Here is a 14,263-nt window from a genome sequence, read left to right on the forward strand (position 1 = left end):
CAGCGACGTATAATTGCGCCCTTGAAAGCCGCTCCTTTGGAACAGCCGGGATGATGACCAGAGGGGTTGGCTCCGCCAACTCTCATTTGTGAGAGTAGATCGGCGCGCCGATCTCAAGGAAGTTCATGCCGTTCAAAGTTGAAACGGCATGAAGGGACCGATCGGGAATGAAGAAACCCTCCTCGAAAATTCGCGAAGAGATCGCGAGGCTCCACGAGCAGCTGAAACAGGCGGAGACACGGGAAGCCGAACGGATCGGCCGCATCGCGCTCAAAGCCGGGCTCGGCGAGATAGAGATCGACGAGACCGAGCTGCAAATAGCATTTGAGGAACTGGCAAAACACTTTCGCACAGTCAGGCCTCCGTCGACTGCCGGAAAGATTGCCGGTGGAGGTCGCGCTGACGCCGCATCGGGCGCGACGGTCACGTCTGGCGCGCATGCGGGCGACGGCAGCGAGGCTTGAGCGAATGAGCCGAACGATCACATCCAACGACCGGAAAAAGGACACGCGCGAGAAGATCGAGCTCGGCGGCCTTATCGTCAAAGCTGGGCTGCGCTACGAAAAGCGCGCACTTCTTCTCGGAGGCCTGATCGATCTGGGCCGCCGGCTGCAAGCTGACGAAGGCGAACGATCGCGGCTGATGGAAATTGGCGCGGAGGCCTTCGGCAATGACCGCGATTAGGATCGCGCTCTTTGCTGCACCCGTCGCGCTGATGATCCTGGTCACCATCGGACTGACGGGTATCGAAAACTGGCTGGCAGCGTTCGGCAGCACGCAGGCTGCGCAACTGACGCTCGGGCGGGCGGGTGTTGCCTTGCCCTATATCTGCGCTGCGGCGATCGGAACTGTCTTCCTGTTTTCTTGTGCCGGCTCTGCCAATATCAAGCTCGCGGGTATCGGCGTTTTCACCGGATCTCTCGCGACGATGATCATCGCCGCAGTTCGTGAGACAATTCGGTTTTCAACGGCGATCCGCCAGGTGCCGGCCGGTCGGATAGCGTTTTCCGACGTGGACACAGCGACAATGGTTGGCGCAGCGGCCGCCGCAATGGCCGCATGCTTTGCCTTGCGCGTCTCGCTCATGGGAAATGCTGCTTTCGCACAGCAAGGGCCACGACGCGTGCGCGGCAAGCGCGCGCTTCACGGTGAAGCCGACTGGATGAAGCTGCCAGACGCGGCGAAACTGTTTCCCGAAGCTGGCGGTATCGTGATTGGCGAGCGTTACCGCGTCGATAGGGACGGGGTCGCAGCCCAGTCTTTTCGAGCCGACAATCCGGATACCTGGGGACGTGGCGGTAAGGCACCCCTTCTATGCTTCGATGGCGCATTCGGCTCGTCGCACGGCATTGTCTTTGCTGGCTCCGGTGGTTTCAAGACGACGTCGGTGACAATCCCCACCGCGCTGAAATGGGGCGGCACGCTTGTGGTCCTCGACCCTTCCAATGAAGTTGCTCCGATGGTCACCGACCACCGCGGCAGCGCGGGACGGCAAACCTTCGTAATCGATCCGAAGCGGCCGGAAACGGGCGTGAACGTTCTGGACTGGATTGGCCGGTTCGGAGGAACGAAGGAGGAGGATATAGCCTCTGTCGCGTCTTGGATCGTAAGCGACAGCGGGCGTACAAACGGTATCCGCGACGATTTCTTCCGCGCTTCGGGACTACAATTGCTGACTGCACTTATCGCCGACGTTTGCCTGTCCGGGCACACGATAAAGGAGTGTCAGACGCTGCGGCAGGTCCGCAAGAATCTGGCCGAACCGGAGCCGAAACTTCGCGAACGTCTTCAGACAATCCACGAGAATTCGCGGTCGGACTTTGTAAAGGAGAATGCCGCTGCTTTCGTCAACATGACGCCCGAAACCTTCAGCGGCGTTTATGCCAATGCAGTAAAGGAAACACATTGGCTTTCTTATCCCAACTACGCGGCATTGGTGTCGGGATCGAGCTTCTCCACGGACGAACTCGCGGCTGGGACCATCGATGTCTTCATTAACATAGACCTCAAGACGCTCGAAACGCATGCGGGATTGGCCCGCGTCCTCATCGGATCGTTTCTGAACGCGATCTACAATCGCGACGGGGGAGTAGATGGACGCGCGCTATTTCTGCTGGATGAGGTCGCCCGCCTCGGCCACATGCGCATTCTGGAAACCGCCCGCGACGCTGGCCGCAAGTACGGCATTGCTCTGATCATGATCTACCAGTCTATCGGCCAGATGCGAGAAACCTACGGTGGCCGCGACGCTGCCAGCAAGTGGTTCGAGAGCGCAAGCTGGATTTCGTTTTCCGCCATCAACGATCCGGAAACGGCCGATTACATCTCGCGTCGCTGCGGCACGACCACGGTCGAGATCGACCAAGTCAGTCGAGGCTTTCAAGCGAAGGGGTCGTCGCGCACGCGATCGAAGCAGCTCGCCGCCAGGCCGCTGATCCAGCCACACGAAGTTCTTGAGATGCGCGCTGACGAGCAGATAGTCTTCACCGCTGGCAACGCGCCGCTCAGATGCGGCCGAGCGATCTGGTTTCGGCGCGAAGACATGAACAGTTGCGTCGGCTCGAACAGGTTTCATCAGACCCATGGGAATCTCGGAAAGGTAAAATCCGAGCAATCCGAACAAGACGCATTGAATGGATAGGTCCTCGCCAATCCCAGGTCGCTGCAGTGCGCCCAACCAGCGCCTCACTCCCAATCAACGACGTCCCGGTATCGATGAAGAGCGGGACCTTGATCGCGACAGTCCCATTTCGCCCAAGAAGTGACAGATCACCTCGCCGCGACACGGACCCCGTGGCCTATGGCGGCGAGGAATTGAGCGAGCTGTTGCATGGTGATTTCTCCTTTCGAATTGCTGATATCGCGGAGATCGGCTGCCGGACGGTGGGCGCACCTGAGAGGCCGAAACGGCTGGAGGATCTTCCGGCTCCTGAACCTTGCTTCTGCGAGGAGCCGCAACGCACGAGGAATATTATAATGTAGGCGGTTGCGACCAACATCCCCGATGTCGATGACAAGAGATCGACTGGAGAGCTGCGACGTATTGCTCCTGGCCGTCGCTGAACGTCGGCGGTCTGGTAGCGCAGGTGAGATGCCGCCCTCAGAAGGGCGGTTGGACTTCGATGAAACCGTCCTGTTCGGCCAGCATCACGACCAGCTCGGCCTGGGCGAGTTCGAGCTCCGCCTCGATCTGGCGGCGCTCGGCGCTGTCAAAGGAGCACTTCAGTTCAGCGCGAAGTTCTTCAACCTGGATTTCGAGGGTAATCGTCATCTTCGTCTCCTTGACGTTTGAGAAAGATGACGCCCGCCGAAGTGGTGGCGGGTTGGGGTCAAGGATCGCGCAAGCGACCGCCGGCGGCGGCGAGTGGGGGAGCCGGAAATGCGCCAGCATTTTGGGGGAACCGCGACGTCCTTGAGGCTGGCCCGGCTCCACGGCATGATTGCCTCGATATGAGCAGACCCCACCTCTCCGTATGGCACCCAAAGCCGAAGGCGGGTTCGATGCCCGCCTTCGGCTTCGTCAGAACGGAAGGGAGGCCCCGCCTGAACGGCGAGGCCGATTGGCTGGGATCTCAGTCCCGGTTGGAGAGCGTCGCGTAGATCGGAGCCGGAAAGCTCGGGTCGTCCAGCTTGACCGAGAGGAAGACTTGCTTCCGCGAATCGTGTCGCGCACCTCTTTTCATGCGGCATGACGTTGATCACACACGTGATTATGAGAGGACTGGCTCTATTCGCGCCTGCTTCACTTGGTAGCGCACGCGGCGGCTTTATAAAGGTAGTGGAAGAATTTGGCCCAGCTCCGAGAGGGGCACGAGATAATGATCCTTTTCGAAGCAGACGGAAAGGATCCCTTAAGGGCAATTGACTGGCGCGTTGGCAATACGAAAATGCCACCAATTGCGTGTGGAGATCGTTCGCGTGGCGAGATGAAACGGGAGTGAGCGCTTGTTGATGTCTGCGTGGCGGACAGCGCAAACGGACCTTGTCCGGTTCGACGAGGGGGCAGGCTCATGAGCGGAAATCTCAAGGGCGATGTGTAAGCGGCAACTTCATTGATCGCCTCATCGGCACGAAGGGCGGTCGGGTTGGACGGACACCCGACAGGGTTAGGCGATGAGGTAGGGCATCACAGGCGCATAGCGTAACATGACGTACACCTGTGGCGGATGCAGCAGGAAGGCGTTGGCAACTTCAAGATCTCAACAAGGACCGCGCGATGAGCAATGTCATCCAACAAGGTCGTGACGAACGCCGCTGGCCCCCGGTTCTGGCAATCATTGCGGTCTACGCTTTTTTGCAGGTTCTACCGCATCACGTCTCCGCGCTGCCTCGATGGGTGTCATTCGGGGTCCTGATAGCAACTATTGCTCCAATGATCATGGTGACGATGTCGACCGAGAATGCTGTCTGGCTGCGGATCGAGCACGTTGCGATCCTGCTCCTTTCCAGTCTCTACGTTGCCAATACGGCGGCAGAACTTGGCGACATGATAGGGATCATCACAATTCACCCGCCCGAGACGCGAAAGGTGTCGTTGTTGAGTTCATCGTTTTCGATCTGGGTCACCAACGTTCTGGCGTTCTCGCTTCTCTATTGGCAGGTCGATTCTGGTGGTCCCTCACGCATCGCGCGTGGGATATCAAGGAGACCTGACTGGCTCTTTCCGCAGTCGTCGGCTCCCGAATTCGCATCAGCCAATTGGCGGCCGTTCTATGTCGACTATCTTTTTCTGGCGTTTAATACCGCTACGGCTTTCAGTCCTACCGACGTGCTGCCGCTCACGCCGCGCGCGAAGCTCCTGATGATGCTCGAAAGCGCCATCGCGCTCCTGACACTCGTGCTCGTGGCCGCGCGTGCAGTCAATGTCATCCCGTAGTGTCTTAACCGCGATTGCGGGCTTACGGCCGCTCCAAGCTGCTGGACCCTCTGGCCTACGTTGCGCCATGCGTTACGCAAAGTTCAGCGGGCTGGGCGGCCATTGGAACCTCAGTGTATGAAGCACAACGCCAGTTATGTCGTGCCCCGAGCCATCAGCCGCCGAGGCGTCAAGTCCGATGAGCGCGCCTTCTGTCCTCCCATGAAACCCGCGTCACCAGCGGAAGGGATCGTCCGGCAAGTCCAAATAGAAGCGGGCGCCGGCCGACCAGTCCTGCGAGGGTCCGATGATACAATTCGCCTTGGACATATCCGGTGGTGTTAAGGCCGCACCAATGATGTATCCAAGTAAACCGCATCCGGGTACCACGCCGTGGTTAAACAGGGCAGAACCGAGTAGCGATTTTGGCGATCGGTTCGCTGTTCGTCCGGTACACGCGTTCAACTCATCAGTGTCGGATTGGTCTGGTAGAATTTGCGTTTATGGGTACGGGGCGATCTGGAAAAACACCCGGGGGAGAAACATGGTCTCTGTTGACGCTAACCAGCTTTCGAACATGATTAGTCACGCGGTCGCGCCGGCGTTCATGCTCAACGCGGTCGCTGCGATGGTGGCGATTCTGGCCAATCGGATTTCCGGCGTAACGGAGCGGATCAGAATGCTCCGGGAGCTCGACGAAAGCGATGCCCGAGCGTGGTTGAAGAAGGAAATGGCCGAACTGCGGCGGCGAGAACGTGTGCTCAACAATGCGCTTCACCTGGCCGTGTTGGCAGGAATCGGCGTCACGTTTCTGCTGATCTTCGGATTCGTCATCGCCTTTGTTGGGTACCGCCACGAACCAGGAGCCGCCGTTTTGTTCATGGCGGCTCTCGGCTTTCTGGCGGCGTCGCTCTTCCGCCTCCTGCAGGACATCAGGCTCTCCCAGATTGAGCAAGACGACTGCAATTCGCCGAAATCGCCAATGCGCTGACGGGCCGCCATCCCAGTCGACGCGGGGCCGCCGCCGCCCACCGGACCCGGCCCGTCGCCTGGATTCCGGGGTGAAGAAGTAGTCCTCGCGCAGGCCGACGACCGCGTCCACCCACGTGGCACTGTCCTCCCGCTCGACATCGACTGGACTCTTACTCCACCGAACTCATCAAGCCGGCCATTCTGATCTTCGAGCAGAGCGTAACTCCTGAAGTGCGTCACGCCGACGCTGTAGGCCAAGACGCAGCGGGGCTTGTGCGGATCAGCTCCCATGTGATGTAGAACACGTCGCCGGTGATCCTTTAGCGATCATACCGTGCCTCAGCTAGCATGACGGCGACGTCGAGATTGTCAAAACTGACCAACGAAAACTAAGTCATCTTACCTATATTGGTGCGTCCCAAGCCTTGCCGTTCATCCTTCGGAGTCTTTCGATTCCTTCTTGGCCTGCCCTCTGTCGAGCTTGCCGAACTCGGTCATGATGCTAACCAGAACGCTGCCCGTCCATCCGAATGTAAACAAGCCCGACACCGCCATGATCGGCCCGATCAAACGCCAACTATCAGGAAGTTTTACCGTGCCTTCACCAAGCGTCGTGTAGCTCTCCAGGACGAAGTAGTAGCTGTCCCGCATTGAAGGGATTATCCCCATCATCGATATCGGCGCTGCCCACACGAGAGTCTCAGCGAAATGAAGGATTGCCAGCGATCCGATCGCGACCGCAAGCAAGAGATTGATACGCCAATGCGGCGTGGTGTTGTTCACGAGAACCCAGGACCTGCTGAAACGCCGATTGATCGTGCGAATGCCAACGCCGTGTACCAACATGATCAAAATGACCATGACGGTCCCAAGCGCTATTTCAAGAATTGGGTTGGGAGCAGATAAATTGTCCATGGTTATCCAAGGGCAACGCGCCCGATCCGAATTAGCGAGCGGGCGAGGTTCAAGTGTCGCCAAAAGCCAGAGTTTCGACGGCACAGTAGTGAGCGTTGCAAAGTTGCTACTTTGGGAACAAGAACGTGACGATTGCTCGTACTCCCCAGCCGTCAGGCCCGTTTTCCGGCGATTCCGCCCAGTAACGCGCGCCCACGCCAAAGCTCACGGGCTGTTCGTCGAACTTTACCACCTTGGAGACTTGAAAGTTAATTGGAACCGACCAGTCATTGGTTTCCCAGTCATAGGTACTCTCCGTGTTCAAGGAGAAGGTCCAGGCTTCCGGCGTCGTGTAAGAGATGAAGGGCTGCAGGAACGTTGAACTGACGTCCGCCCGGTCACTCTGTCCGGCGAACGACCACACATGGTTCGCCAATATCCCAAAGGTCCAGGGCCCGTCTTGCTTGAGAGCCACGCCGGTTGGCCCCGCGCCCCACTTTCCGCTCCCAAGGAATTCGTCGGTTGCTGTGGGAATCAGAAATACCGGGCCAACACCCCAGATGATTCCATCGGTTGGCTTGACTGGCGACAGGAAGAAGCTCTGCAGCGTATCACCGAGGCCGAACTGGCTCCCCGACGGTCCGGCAATGTCGTCTTGCCAGGTCACAGGCAGGATCGTACGGGAAATCAGGTTCCAGTCTGCATTGAGCGAAATTGGAATTACTGGCTGGATGTTCACCACGGTATGATCGCCGTCGTTCGGTCCGTAGCCCTGATCGTAGTTGAATTGGAATGGAACGCTGATCAGCGACGCAATTGGGTTTGAGAGCTTCTTCGCTAGCTCCTCGCTGCTGGACTGGGCATGCGCCGATGCGGTGATGGACGTGAGAAGGACGGCGTAACTCAAGAGTTTCAGCGAACCTGATGCCACAGTCATGCTCCTACCTGCGTGTAGTTTCAAACAACCGATGGAGCCATGCAGGAACCCCCAGGTCGCATGCTACAGCCGACGATGATTGAGTCTTGTTTTCGTCGCAAGTGCAGGGCGACCACACACGGCAAAAAAGTGGGCGGTGACAACGGCTCCACGGGGCCCCTTTTTTTTAAAAGCGGAAATCTGTTCTGGGCAGTCGATCCAGAGTCTACGGCGATGTTGCCGTGCTGCTTCGGGGTCTATTTCCAATGGATACAGCATTGCCGCAGATACCGTATTCGACGAGGTAGGCCCCGCTGATGTAGCGGGGCCATAATCTAAGTCTCAGTCCCGGTTCAACCGCGACCAGATGAGCTTGAGGTCAACTTCACCTTCGACCTCTGCAAGTGTCGCGTAGATCGGGGCTGAGAAGCTCGGGTCGTCGAGCTTCACTGAAAGATAGTCGCGGCCCTGATCGGAGGTCTTCTGCCAGGCCGCGCCCAGTTCGACGTTACCGGCGTAGATGCGGAAATGCGGCCCCTTGTCGGAGGGGTTCTCGACCCTGGCAATGCGAGCCTTGACGTTGAGTGCGAGGGTGCGGATTGAGCCGTTGAAGCCGTTTTCGGTGGAGGTGAAGGTGCCAATGGTTGCCATTGTCGTGTTCCTTTTCGCTGTGTCGGGCCGCACCATTGCGGCCTCGATGGCTGTCGCAAGGACCGGGGACGATTGGTCCGCACCCATAGGGCCGCAATGGAATGGAGGGCGGCAAGTCGCAGTTTTGTTAGTGCGCGAGGAATAGCGGCGCAGCTGACAGGGGTAAGAAAACGCCGACTTGCCGTTGCGGAAGGACGATCGAGGCGCAGCCGATCTTCGGTCAGACACGCCTCATCGAGACCGCCAAGGGAGCGCTGTCAATAGCGGGTGAGTGGGACATGGCAATCGCAGCCTCTGACGAATGGAGCCTCCCGATCGGCGTCGTATGTTCGATCCATTTCCGCAGGCCGCGATGTTCGACGAATACGGTGTCTAACACCTGACGGGACGGTTGCATCCAACAGGCCCAACGAAAACGTTCAGTCGCGACTGGTCGCCTGAAGGCGAGGTGGTGTCAGGCAAAGCCGATTATCGATGTCCCACGCCAGTGAACTTGCCGCGAAATTCAGGATTTTTGCAGCATTGGGAACACCATTCCAAATGTAATGGCAGCGATAGCAACGAACTGGGGAAGGGTCAGCATTTCCCCGAGGACTACCATCCCGATCACGGCCGTCGTCACTGGAATGCACGGCATGAACAGCGAGGCCTCTCGCGGGCCGAGTTGATGAACCGTATAGGTGTAGAGAACGATCGCAACCGCACCGGCAAGGAAGCCCTGGATCACGAATTGCGTCGCAATCTCGGCTATGGACGCAGCTGCGAGACCACTCGGCGCCACGGTGTACAACAGGGGCAGCGGCAAGCAGGAGAAGAGGACAGCGGCGATCGCCGCCGTTATCGCGTCGACGGACCAGAACCTCACCAGCACCGCATAGAGCGCGAACATGATCCCCGATCCCGCAAAGAGCAGATCGCCGCGCAGGGTGTCGCCTGTCTTGAGGGCTGCGGGAGAAACGAACAGAAGCAGTCCGCCGATGATCGCGACAATGCCGATGATGCGCGCGCGGGAAACCTTGTCCTTGAACACGAGGCGCGAGAGCAGGAACGAGAAGAAGACGATGGAGGCGGGAGACAGGGCTGCGGCATGGGCGGCCGGGGCGTGGGTCAGCCCCTGATTGATGATTAGGGTGTAAGGCAATCCCACCAGCAGTGCCAGCAGACCGGCTTTGCGCCAGCCTAACAGCCTCAGCTTTGCCGTGCCGGTCTTCCATAGCACCGGCAGGAAGACGAAAAGAGCGCCAGCAAACCGCAAGCCGACGATATCGGCGGCGGTCAGATGTTCCCGCAAGCTGAAGCGGGCGGCCACGAATTGCACGGTGGTAATCGCGACGAATGCTGCCCCTGCTAAAATAGCCATCCGCTTGCTGCCGTCACTGTCTGCGAGGATCGAAATACGCACTCTTGCCTCCGGAAGGGCAGGGGACCCGGCCTGGCCATTGGCAGGCGACCGAATGTACCGGGAAACAACGATCACATCGTATTGCTCAAGCGTGCGTGTCTGAATATATTGATTTCGTGATTTTGAAGTGAGTATAACTCGATTATGGATCAAACTGCGTGAAACACGAAGCTCCCGAACTCGACGCAATCGACCGCAACCTGCTGAGGCTGCTGCAGGAAGACGGCCGCCGTACCACGCTCGAACTGGCGAGCCGGGTCGGCTTGTCGCCGACTGGGGCGAGCCAGCGCGTCAAACGTCTGTTCCGGGAGGGTTATGTAAAAGCCGTCAGGGCGATCCTTGATCCGCAGAAGGTTGGCCGGGGAACTGTGGTGTTCATTCAGGTCCGCCTCGATCACACCGCTCCGCACATTTTCGAGCGGTTTTCCGAGGCAATCTCAAATGCATCGGAAGTATTGGAATGCCACATGGTCATCGGCGGCTTCGACTATCTCGTCAAAGCGAGAATTGCCGACATGTCGATGTTTCAGGACTTTCTGGAGCGGGTGATCTTGCCTTTGCCCGGTGTAAGGGAGACCCATACCTACGCATCCGTTGCAGATGTAAAACCTGACGCCCTGTTGCCGATTTGAGGCTTTGACGCAAGTGTTCCGAACAGGGCAAATCGCGCGAGTGCTGATGAACTGCGATCGACCTTTGCGGTCTAATAAGACGCGCGGCGCTGTAGGTCGCTCCTTCGCTTCCATTTAGCCTTGGAAAGCCAGGAGGTAGTCGCTGGCCGCAGCCGCTTTGCCGGCGGCGGTAATGATCGCCTTGCGGTCATCTTTCAGGATCTTGATCCAACTGGCGAGGTATTTCGCATGGTCGGCGCGAGGCTCGGCCGAAACGCCCAGACGGGCGCAGAGGAACGCTGCACCCAGCTCGGCGACCAGTTCTTCGGCGGCGTAGGCGTCATCACCAAAGCGCTTGCCGAACTCGCGCTGGAGGCGCGGCGCAGTCCAGTGCGTCAACTCGTGAAGAGCAACACCATAATACGCCTCGGTGGCGCTGCTGGTAGAGGTGCCGGTGAAAAGATGTCGTGGGGGCAAAACGATTTCGTCTGTGCTTGGCCGGTAGAAGGCCCGTGCGCCCTCGTGGCGGATGTTCGCGCCGCTGGCGGCCACAAGCCCATCGGCCAACTCGATTGGGGAGACTTGGTCGTCCTTAGGCGTGCGTACTTTCTCGCGCTGGTGGCCATTGACCTGGGCGGCGTTGAACACCCAGCTCAGGCGGGCGAAGGGAATGTGGCGGCCATTCTCGTCATCGTCGCCGACGTCGTCGCCCTTGCGCTCGAGCATTTTGAACCAGATGACTGGGGTAGCTTTTTCTCCCTTGCGGACGGTCGCACCGCTTTCGGACCACTGCTTGAAGGTCGCCCATTGGTTTTCTGCGTAGCCTGCCTCTTGGGCGGCGACCCACAGCATGAGGACGTTGGTGCCGCGATATTCGTGGCCTGACACGGCGTTGACCGGCATGGTCAGCGCCGGGCCCATCCAGGGACGCTCGCAAGGGCCGCAGTTTTCGAGGGCTTGGAGAATGGTGTCGGTGATAACCTGATAGGTGTCGCGCTTGGTGTGCATGGTGTGGCTCCTTTCTGGACCGCCTAAGCGGCGGGAGCTTCCAGCAGCGGAAGGCCACGAGCGGCGCGAGCACCCGCAGGGCCGAAACGGATGTGGAGGAGGGCTTGCCCTTGCCTGCGCCGCAGCCTGTAGCAGCCTGCTCCCCTACGCCGCGCTGGTCCCTGAAAGAGCCGATTGCCCATGCCCGCGCGATCGCCGGATTATTGCCGGGCTCCGTCACCCTCGTTTGCGGGCTTGCGTATCTGGTGAGGATAAGCGGAAGAGGCGAAGCCGGTCGGGTCAGGCCCACCAATTCGCATTAAGGCACCAGCCGCTGCGGATTTCTGCAGGCCACGCGCGAAATGGCGACCTGGTGGTGGTCGGGCGCTTTGTCAGGGTGAAACCCCGTGATCGGTTGCGACGCAGCGGGGGAGGCGGCGCGCCAGGGCAACTAGAGAATGGCCGCCGCTGCGGTCGACGGGGGTGTTTATGCTCAGGATGGCAACGAGAAGAGCCGCCCGCGGGCGTCCCCGAGCGGGCCGGTTGCGTGAATGCCAGTGGCGTGAGAATCAGAACAGCGTGAGCTAGGTCCACTTGATCGCCTATCGAGACCTGCTGACGGCAGTTGATACCGGGTCACTTTCCGTCAACGGTGAGGTGCGCAGGCCAATCCATGCGGTCGCACTTCAAGAAATCGGAAGTTACTCCACAAATTCGACAGAGACGCCCGGTTCGACCATTGCGGCCAATTCCTCTACATCCCAGTTTGCAAGGCGCACGCAGCCGTGCGAACCGACCTTATCGATGAGGGCAGGCTCCGGTGTGCCGTGGATGCCGTATGTCGGTTTCGAAAGATCGATCCATACGGTGCCAACTGGCCCATTTGGCCCACTGGGTATTGTCAGAACTTTCCTGTTGTCGCCCTGCTTGAAGTTGATCTTGGGGTTGTAGACATAGATAGGCATTCGCGCCACGCCCTTGACCTTGTGCTTACCGGAGGGCGCAGGTGTCTCGGAACTGCCAATTGTTGCTGGATAGACTGCCAATAGGGTACCGTCTTCGCCATAGGCATAGAGATGTGCCGTCCGTCTGTTGGCCTCGATCCGTTTAACCTTCCCGGTCTTGGGCGGGCCTGGCATCGTTACCGATATCGTTTCGCCGACGGCAAAGGACGATTGCGGGTTGAGCGCCTTGATTAGATCGATGTCCATATGAAAGCGCTCGGACAACTTCTCCGCCACGCTTGTATAACCGAGGTGATCCATCCGGGCTTTCTCGCCGTAGTCCGCCGGGATCGATTGAACCAGGCCGGCCGTATCTGCCGCGGTGATTTTGTAGCTGTGAACGACCGGCGCATTGTTGTTGAGACGAGCGATAACTTCCGGATCGAGCTTGCCGTCGGAAGGTAGTCCGTGCATGGCCTCAAAGCCTGCGATTGCTTTGCTGACATTCTCGCCGAAATACCCGTCGATCACGCCTGGGGACGCCCCGGCGCGGTCCAACAGCACTTGAAGCTGCACAATGGCAGGGTCCGGATTGTCTGGAGGTGCCAACGAAGTTGCGGCTGTGGAGATAGAACCGAGCGACGCCCTATTGATTGTCTCTGGCAAAAGTTCGAAACTCATGGCAGGGCCGCAGATCAGTGTTGATACCGTAAGTGCTGCAACAAATTTGTCTCTGTTCATGGGCTTCCAACGAGTGTCGGTGTGCATTGTTCCAATTCGACGCCCCGGGGCGGAAAACAACGATCGGAAGTCTTGGCCATGCGGTGATCTGCACCTGGCAGATGGCCCTGGTAATGGGTGTGCCGGTGTGCCGCGGAAGGGCTCTGGATGCGGTACCAACATGATCTCGGCGCCCTATATGGGATCTGACATGCCCGGTTGCGGACGCTCATCGCGGCTGTTGAAATACGGCACATCCGTTTAGGCAGGAGCCATGGGCGTTGCAGAAAACAGCCTAGCGTCGTCAAACCGGGCTTCTTGCATCGGAGGTGTATATGACGAAAGCGAGATACGAGGTTGTCCCCCATGACGGCGGTTGGGCGTACAAGTCGGGCGATGTCTTCTCGGAAACTTTCCCCACTCATGACGACGCTCTTGAAGCAGCGCGCATTGCCGCTCAGGAACACCAAAGCGCGGGGAAAGACGCGGAAATCGAGTATCAGGACCGAAGCGGGCATTGGCGCCAGGAACATGCTGATGGCGAAGATCGGCCTGATACCGAAGTGGTCGATGAGGGCAACCATCCAACGGGGCACGAAACCTCATAGATGGTGGACGCAGCGGCAATCACAAAATTTGCGGCCATTTGCGCCCAGCGAAACTATGCGGATAGCCGGCTAAGAAACTTCAGCGCATTGATCAAGGTGCGTTCCCAGCAAGCTGTGCCGGTATCGGCAACGCCGCGGCGCTATTCCTGACGCGTCAGGGTGAAGAAATAGGGCCGAGGGTCGCGGTGGGCTGACATCATTCCAAACAACTGATGGTCGCCGATCCGTCGAAATCGGTCCATGATTGGCTGCCGGTCATAGCGCATGGCCGCTGAACGTATTCCTTCGAAGTCCTGCATCTCGAGGGTAGCGGTTGGCCCACGCGCCCGCAGCGGGCGTTGCAGGAACCGAAAACAATGACGAACTAGACGCGTGCGCCCGATCGATCCCAGGCGCAATGCCAATCCCAGGGGGATATAGGCCGGTTCGAGTGCGACCAGTCGACCGGGACCGATTTGAAACAGAAGTGCATCGGCGCGAAGGTTCGGATGAAAGCGCTTGCCAAACCAGCCGAGGTTTTCAAGAACCCCATCCAAGGGGTGGCCTGTTGGCACACCAGAGCCGCGCCACAGCCCAGCGAGTTCGTGCCCATAGACGGGTGGGAGTTTGCGAAAGCGTCCTAGGGCTTCCACGGTGGTAATCGGCGTGAGATCAATCATGGCATTTCCGTCGGGATGTCAGCCGTCAACCATAAATGATGGCC

General features: G+C 58.9%; 15 protein-coding genes and 1 pseudogene. 7 read left to right on the forward strand and 9 right to left on the reverse strand.

Going from position 1 to position 14,263, the window contains the following annotated elements:
• The first annotated feature begins 167 nt into the window (after positions 1–167).
• The 3 genes from traC to traG are packed head-to-tail and all read left to right on the forward strand — an operon-like array spanning position 168 to position 2,641.
• Complete coding sequence (traC, locus tag IB264_RS22425; protein WP_192434122.1) at positions 168–464, forward strand: conjugal transfer protein TraC; 297 nt, start codon at positions 168–170, stop codon at positions 462–464.
• A gap of 4 nt (positions 465–468) precedes the next feature.
• Positions 469–684 carry a type IV conjugative transfer system coupling protein TraD gene (gene traD / locus IB264_RS22430; RefSeq protein ID WP_192434124.1) on the forward strand — a complete coding sequence of 72 codons (216 nt, stop codon included), beginning with the start codon at positions 469–471 and terminating at the stop codon, positions 682–684.
• A complete protein-coding gene (traG, locus tag IB264_RS22435) occupies positions 671–2,641 on the forward strand; it encodes a Ti-type conjugative transfer system protein TraG (protein ID WP_192434126.1) in 1,971 nt (656 codons plus the stop codon). Before traD ends, traG begins: the two co-directional genes overlap by 14 nt.
• A gap of 459 nt (positions 2,642–3,100) precedes the next feature.
• Here the strand turns inward: traG and IB264_RS22440 are convergent, their stop codons facing one another.
• Entirely contained in the window at positions 3,101–3,271 is a 171-nt protein-coding gene (locus tag IB264_RS22440; protein ID WP_192434128.1) for a hypothetical protein, read from the reverse strand.
• A gap of 301 nt (positions 3,272–3,572) precedes the next feature.
• A pseudogene (locus tag IB264_RS22445) lies at positions 3,573–3,680 on the reverse strand (DUF736 family protein); the annotation flags it as partial.
• Positions 3,681–4,216: 536 nt separating this feature from the next.
• Here IB264_RS22445 and IB264_RS22450 point away from each other — a divergent pair.
• Both IB264_RS22450 and IB264_RS22455 read left to right on the forward strand, forming a co-directional pair.
• The gene (locus tag IB264_RS22450; RefSeq protein WP_192434132.1) at positions 4,217–4,876 is read left to right on the forward strand and encodes a hypothetical protein; all 660 of its coding nucleotides are present in this window, start codon (positions 4,217–4,219) and stop codon (positions 4,874–4,876) included.
• A 523-nt stretch (positions 4,877–5,399) separates the two neighbouring features.
• Positions 5,400–5,846, forward strand: coding sequence for a DUF2721 domain-containing protein (locus IB264_RS22455; protein WP_084814625.1), 447 nt, complete (start codon positions 5,400–5,402; stop codon positions 5,844–5,846).
• A gap of 413 nt (positions 5,847–6,259) precedes the next feature.
• On the opposite strand, the gene IB264_RS22460 is transcribed toward IB264_RS22455, so the two are convergent.
• From IB264_RS22460 to IB264_RS22475, 4 genes are all read right to left on the reverse strand, one after another.
• The gene (locus IB264_RS22460) at positions 6,260–6,742 is read right to left on the reverse strand and encodes a two pore domain potassium channel family protein (RefSeq protein ID WP_192434134.1); all 483 of its coding nucleotides are present in this window, start codon (positions 6,740–6,742) and stop codon (positions 6,260–6,262) included.
• 106 nt (positions 6,743–6,848) lie between these two features.
• A complete protein-coding gene (locus IB264_RS22465; protein WP_375154983.1) occupies positions 6,849–7,637 on the reverse strand; it encodes a transporter in 789 nt (262 codons plus the stop codon).
• Positions 7,638–7,979: 342 nt separating this feature from the next.
• Positions 7,980–8,288: a DUF736 domain-containing protein gene (locus IB264_RS22470; RefSeq protein ID WP_057213826.1), complete on the reverse strand. Its 309-nt coding sequence runs from the start codon at positions 8,286–8,288 to the stop codon at positions 7,980–7,982.
• A 505-nt stretch (positions 8,289–8,793) separates the two neighbouring features.
• A complete protein-coding gene (locus IB264_RS22475) occupies positions 8,794–9,690 on the reverse strand; it encodes a DMT family transporter (protein WP_309141666.1) in 897 nt (298 codons plus the stop codon).
• A 158-nt stretch (positions 9,691–9,848) separates the two neighbouring features.
• Between IB264_RS22475 and IB264_RS22480 the strand changes: the two genes are divergently transcribed.
• A complete protein-coding gene (locus tag IB264_RS22480; RefSeq protein WP_192434138.1) occupies positions 9,849–10,322 on the forward strand; it encodes an Lrp/AsnC ligand binding domain-containing protein in 474 nt (157 codons plus the stop codon).
• Between the two features lie 114 nt (positions 10,323–10,436).
• Here the strand turns inward: IB264_RS22480 and IB264_RS22485 are convergent, their stop codons facing one another.
• Positions 10,437–11,309 carry an ArdC family protein gene (locus IB264_RS22485; RefSeq protein ID WP_192434140.1) on the reverse strand — a complete coding sequence of 291 codons (873 nt, stop codon included), beginning with the start codon at positions 11,307–11,309 and terminating at the stop codon, positions 10,437–10,439.
• 680 nt (positions 11,310–11,989) lie between these two features.
• Complete coding sequence (locus tag IB264_RS22490) at positions 11,990–12,973, reverse strand: L,D-transpeptidase (protein ID WP_084814622.1); 984 nt, start codon at positions 12,971–12,973, stop codon at positions 11,990–11,992.
• Positions 12,974–13,287: 314 nt separating this feature from the next.
• Between IB264_RS22490 and IB264_RS22495 the strand changes: the two genes are divergently transcribed.
• Entirely contained in the window at positions 13,288–13,560 is a 273-nt protein-coding gene (locus IB264_RS22495) for a DUF2188 domain-containing protein (RefSeq protein ID WP_192434142.1), read from the forward strand.
• 140 nt (positions 13,561–13,700) lie between these two features.
• On the opposite strand, the gene IB264_RS22500 is transcribed toward IB264_RS22495, so the two are convergent.
• Positions 13,701–14,219: a DUF4334 domain-containing protein gene (locus tag IB264_RS22500; protein ID WP_084814620.1), complete on the reverse strand. Its 519-nt coding sequence runs from the start codon at positions 14,217–14,219 to the stop codon at positions 13,701–13,703.
• Between the last annotated feature and the right edge of the window lie 44 nt (positions 14,220–14,263).

This window comes from Ensifer sp. ENS11 (genome assembly GCF_014851895.1).
Taxonomy (GTDB): domain Bacteria; phylum Pseudomonadota; class Alphaproteobacteria; order Rhizobiales; family Rhizobiaceae; genus Ensifer; species Ensifer canadensis.

Coding starts and splice junctions, on each gene's coding strand:
- traC (WP_192434122.1), top strand. CDS start 168: ATGAAGAAACCCTCCTCGAAAATTCGCGAAGAGATCGCGAGGCTCCAC.
- traD (WP_192434124.1), top strand. CDS start 469: ATGAGCCGAACGATCACATCCAACGACCGGAAAAAGGACACGCGCGAG.
- traG (WP_192434126.1), top strand. CDS start 671: ATGACCGCGATTAGGATCGCGCTCTTTGCTGCACCCGTCGCGCTGATG.
- IB264_RS22440 (WP_192434128.1), bottom strand. CDS start 3,271: ATGACGATTACCCTCGAAATCCAGGTTGAAGAACTTCGCGCTGAACTG.
- IB264_RS22450 (WP_192434132.1), top strand. CDS start 4,217: ATGAGCAATGTCATCCAACAAGGTCGTGACGAACGCCGCTGGCCCCCG.
- IB264_RS22455 (WP_084814625.1), top strand. CDS start 5,400: ATGGTCTCTGTTGACGCTAACCAGCTTTCGAACATGATTAGTCACGCG.
- IB264_RS22460 (WP_192434134.1), bottom strand. CDS start 6,742: ATGGACAATTTATCTGCTCCCAACCCAATTCTTGAAATAGCGCTTGGG.
- IB264_RS22470 (WP_057213826.1), bottom strand. CDS start 8,288: ATGGCAACCATTGGCACCTTCACCTCCACCGAAAACGGCTTCAACGGC.
- IB264_RS22485 (WP_192434140.1), bottom strand. CDS start 11,309: ATGCACACCAAGCGCGACACCTATCAGGTTATCACCGACACCATTCTC.
- IB264_RS22490 (WP_084814622.1), bottom strand. CDS start 12,973: ATGAACAGAGACAAATTTGTTGCAGCACTTACGGTATCAACACTGATC.
- IB264_RS22495 (WP_192434142.1), top strand. CDS start 13,288: ATGACGAAAGCGAGATACGAGGTTGTCCCCCATGACGGCGGTTGGGCG.
- IB264_RS22500 (WP_084814620.1), bottom strand. CDS start 14,219: ATGATTGATCTCACGCCGATTACCACCGTGGAAGCCCTAGGACGCTTT.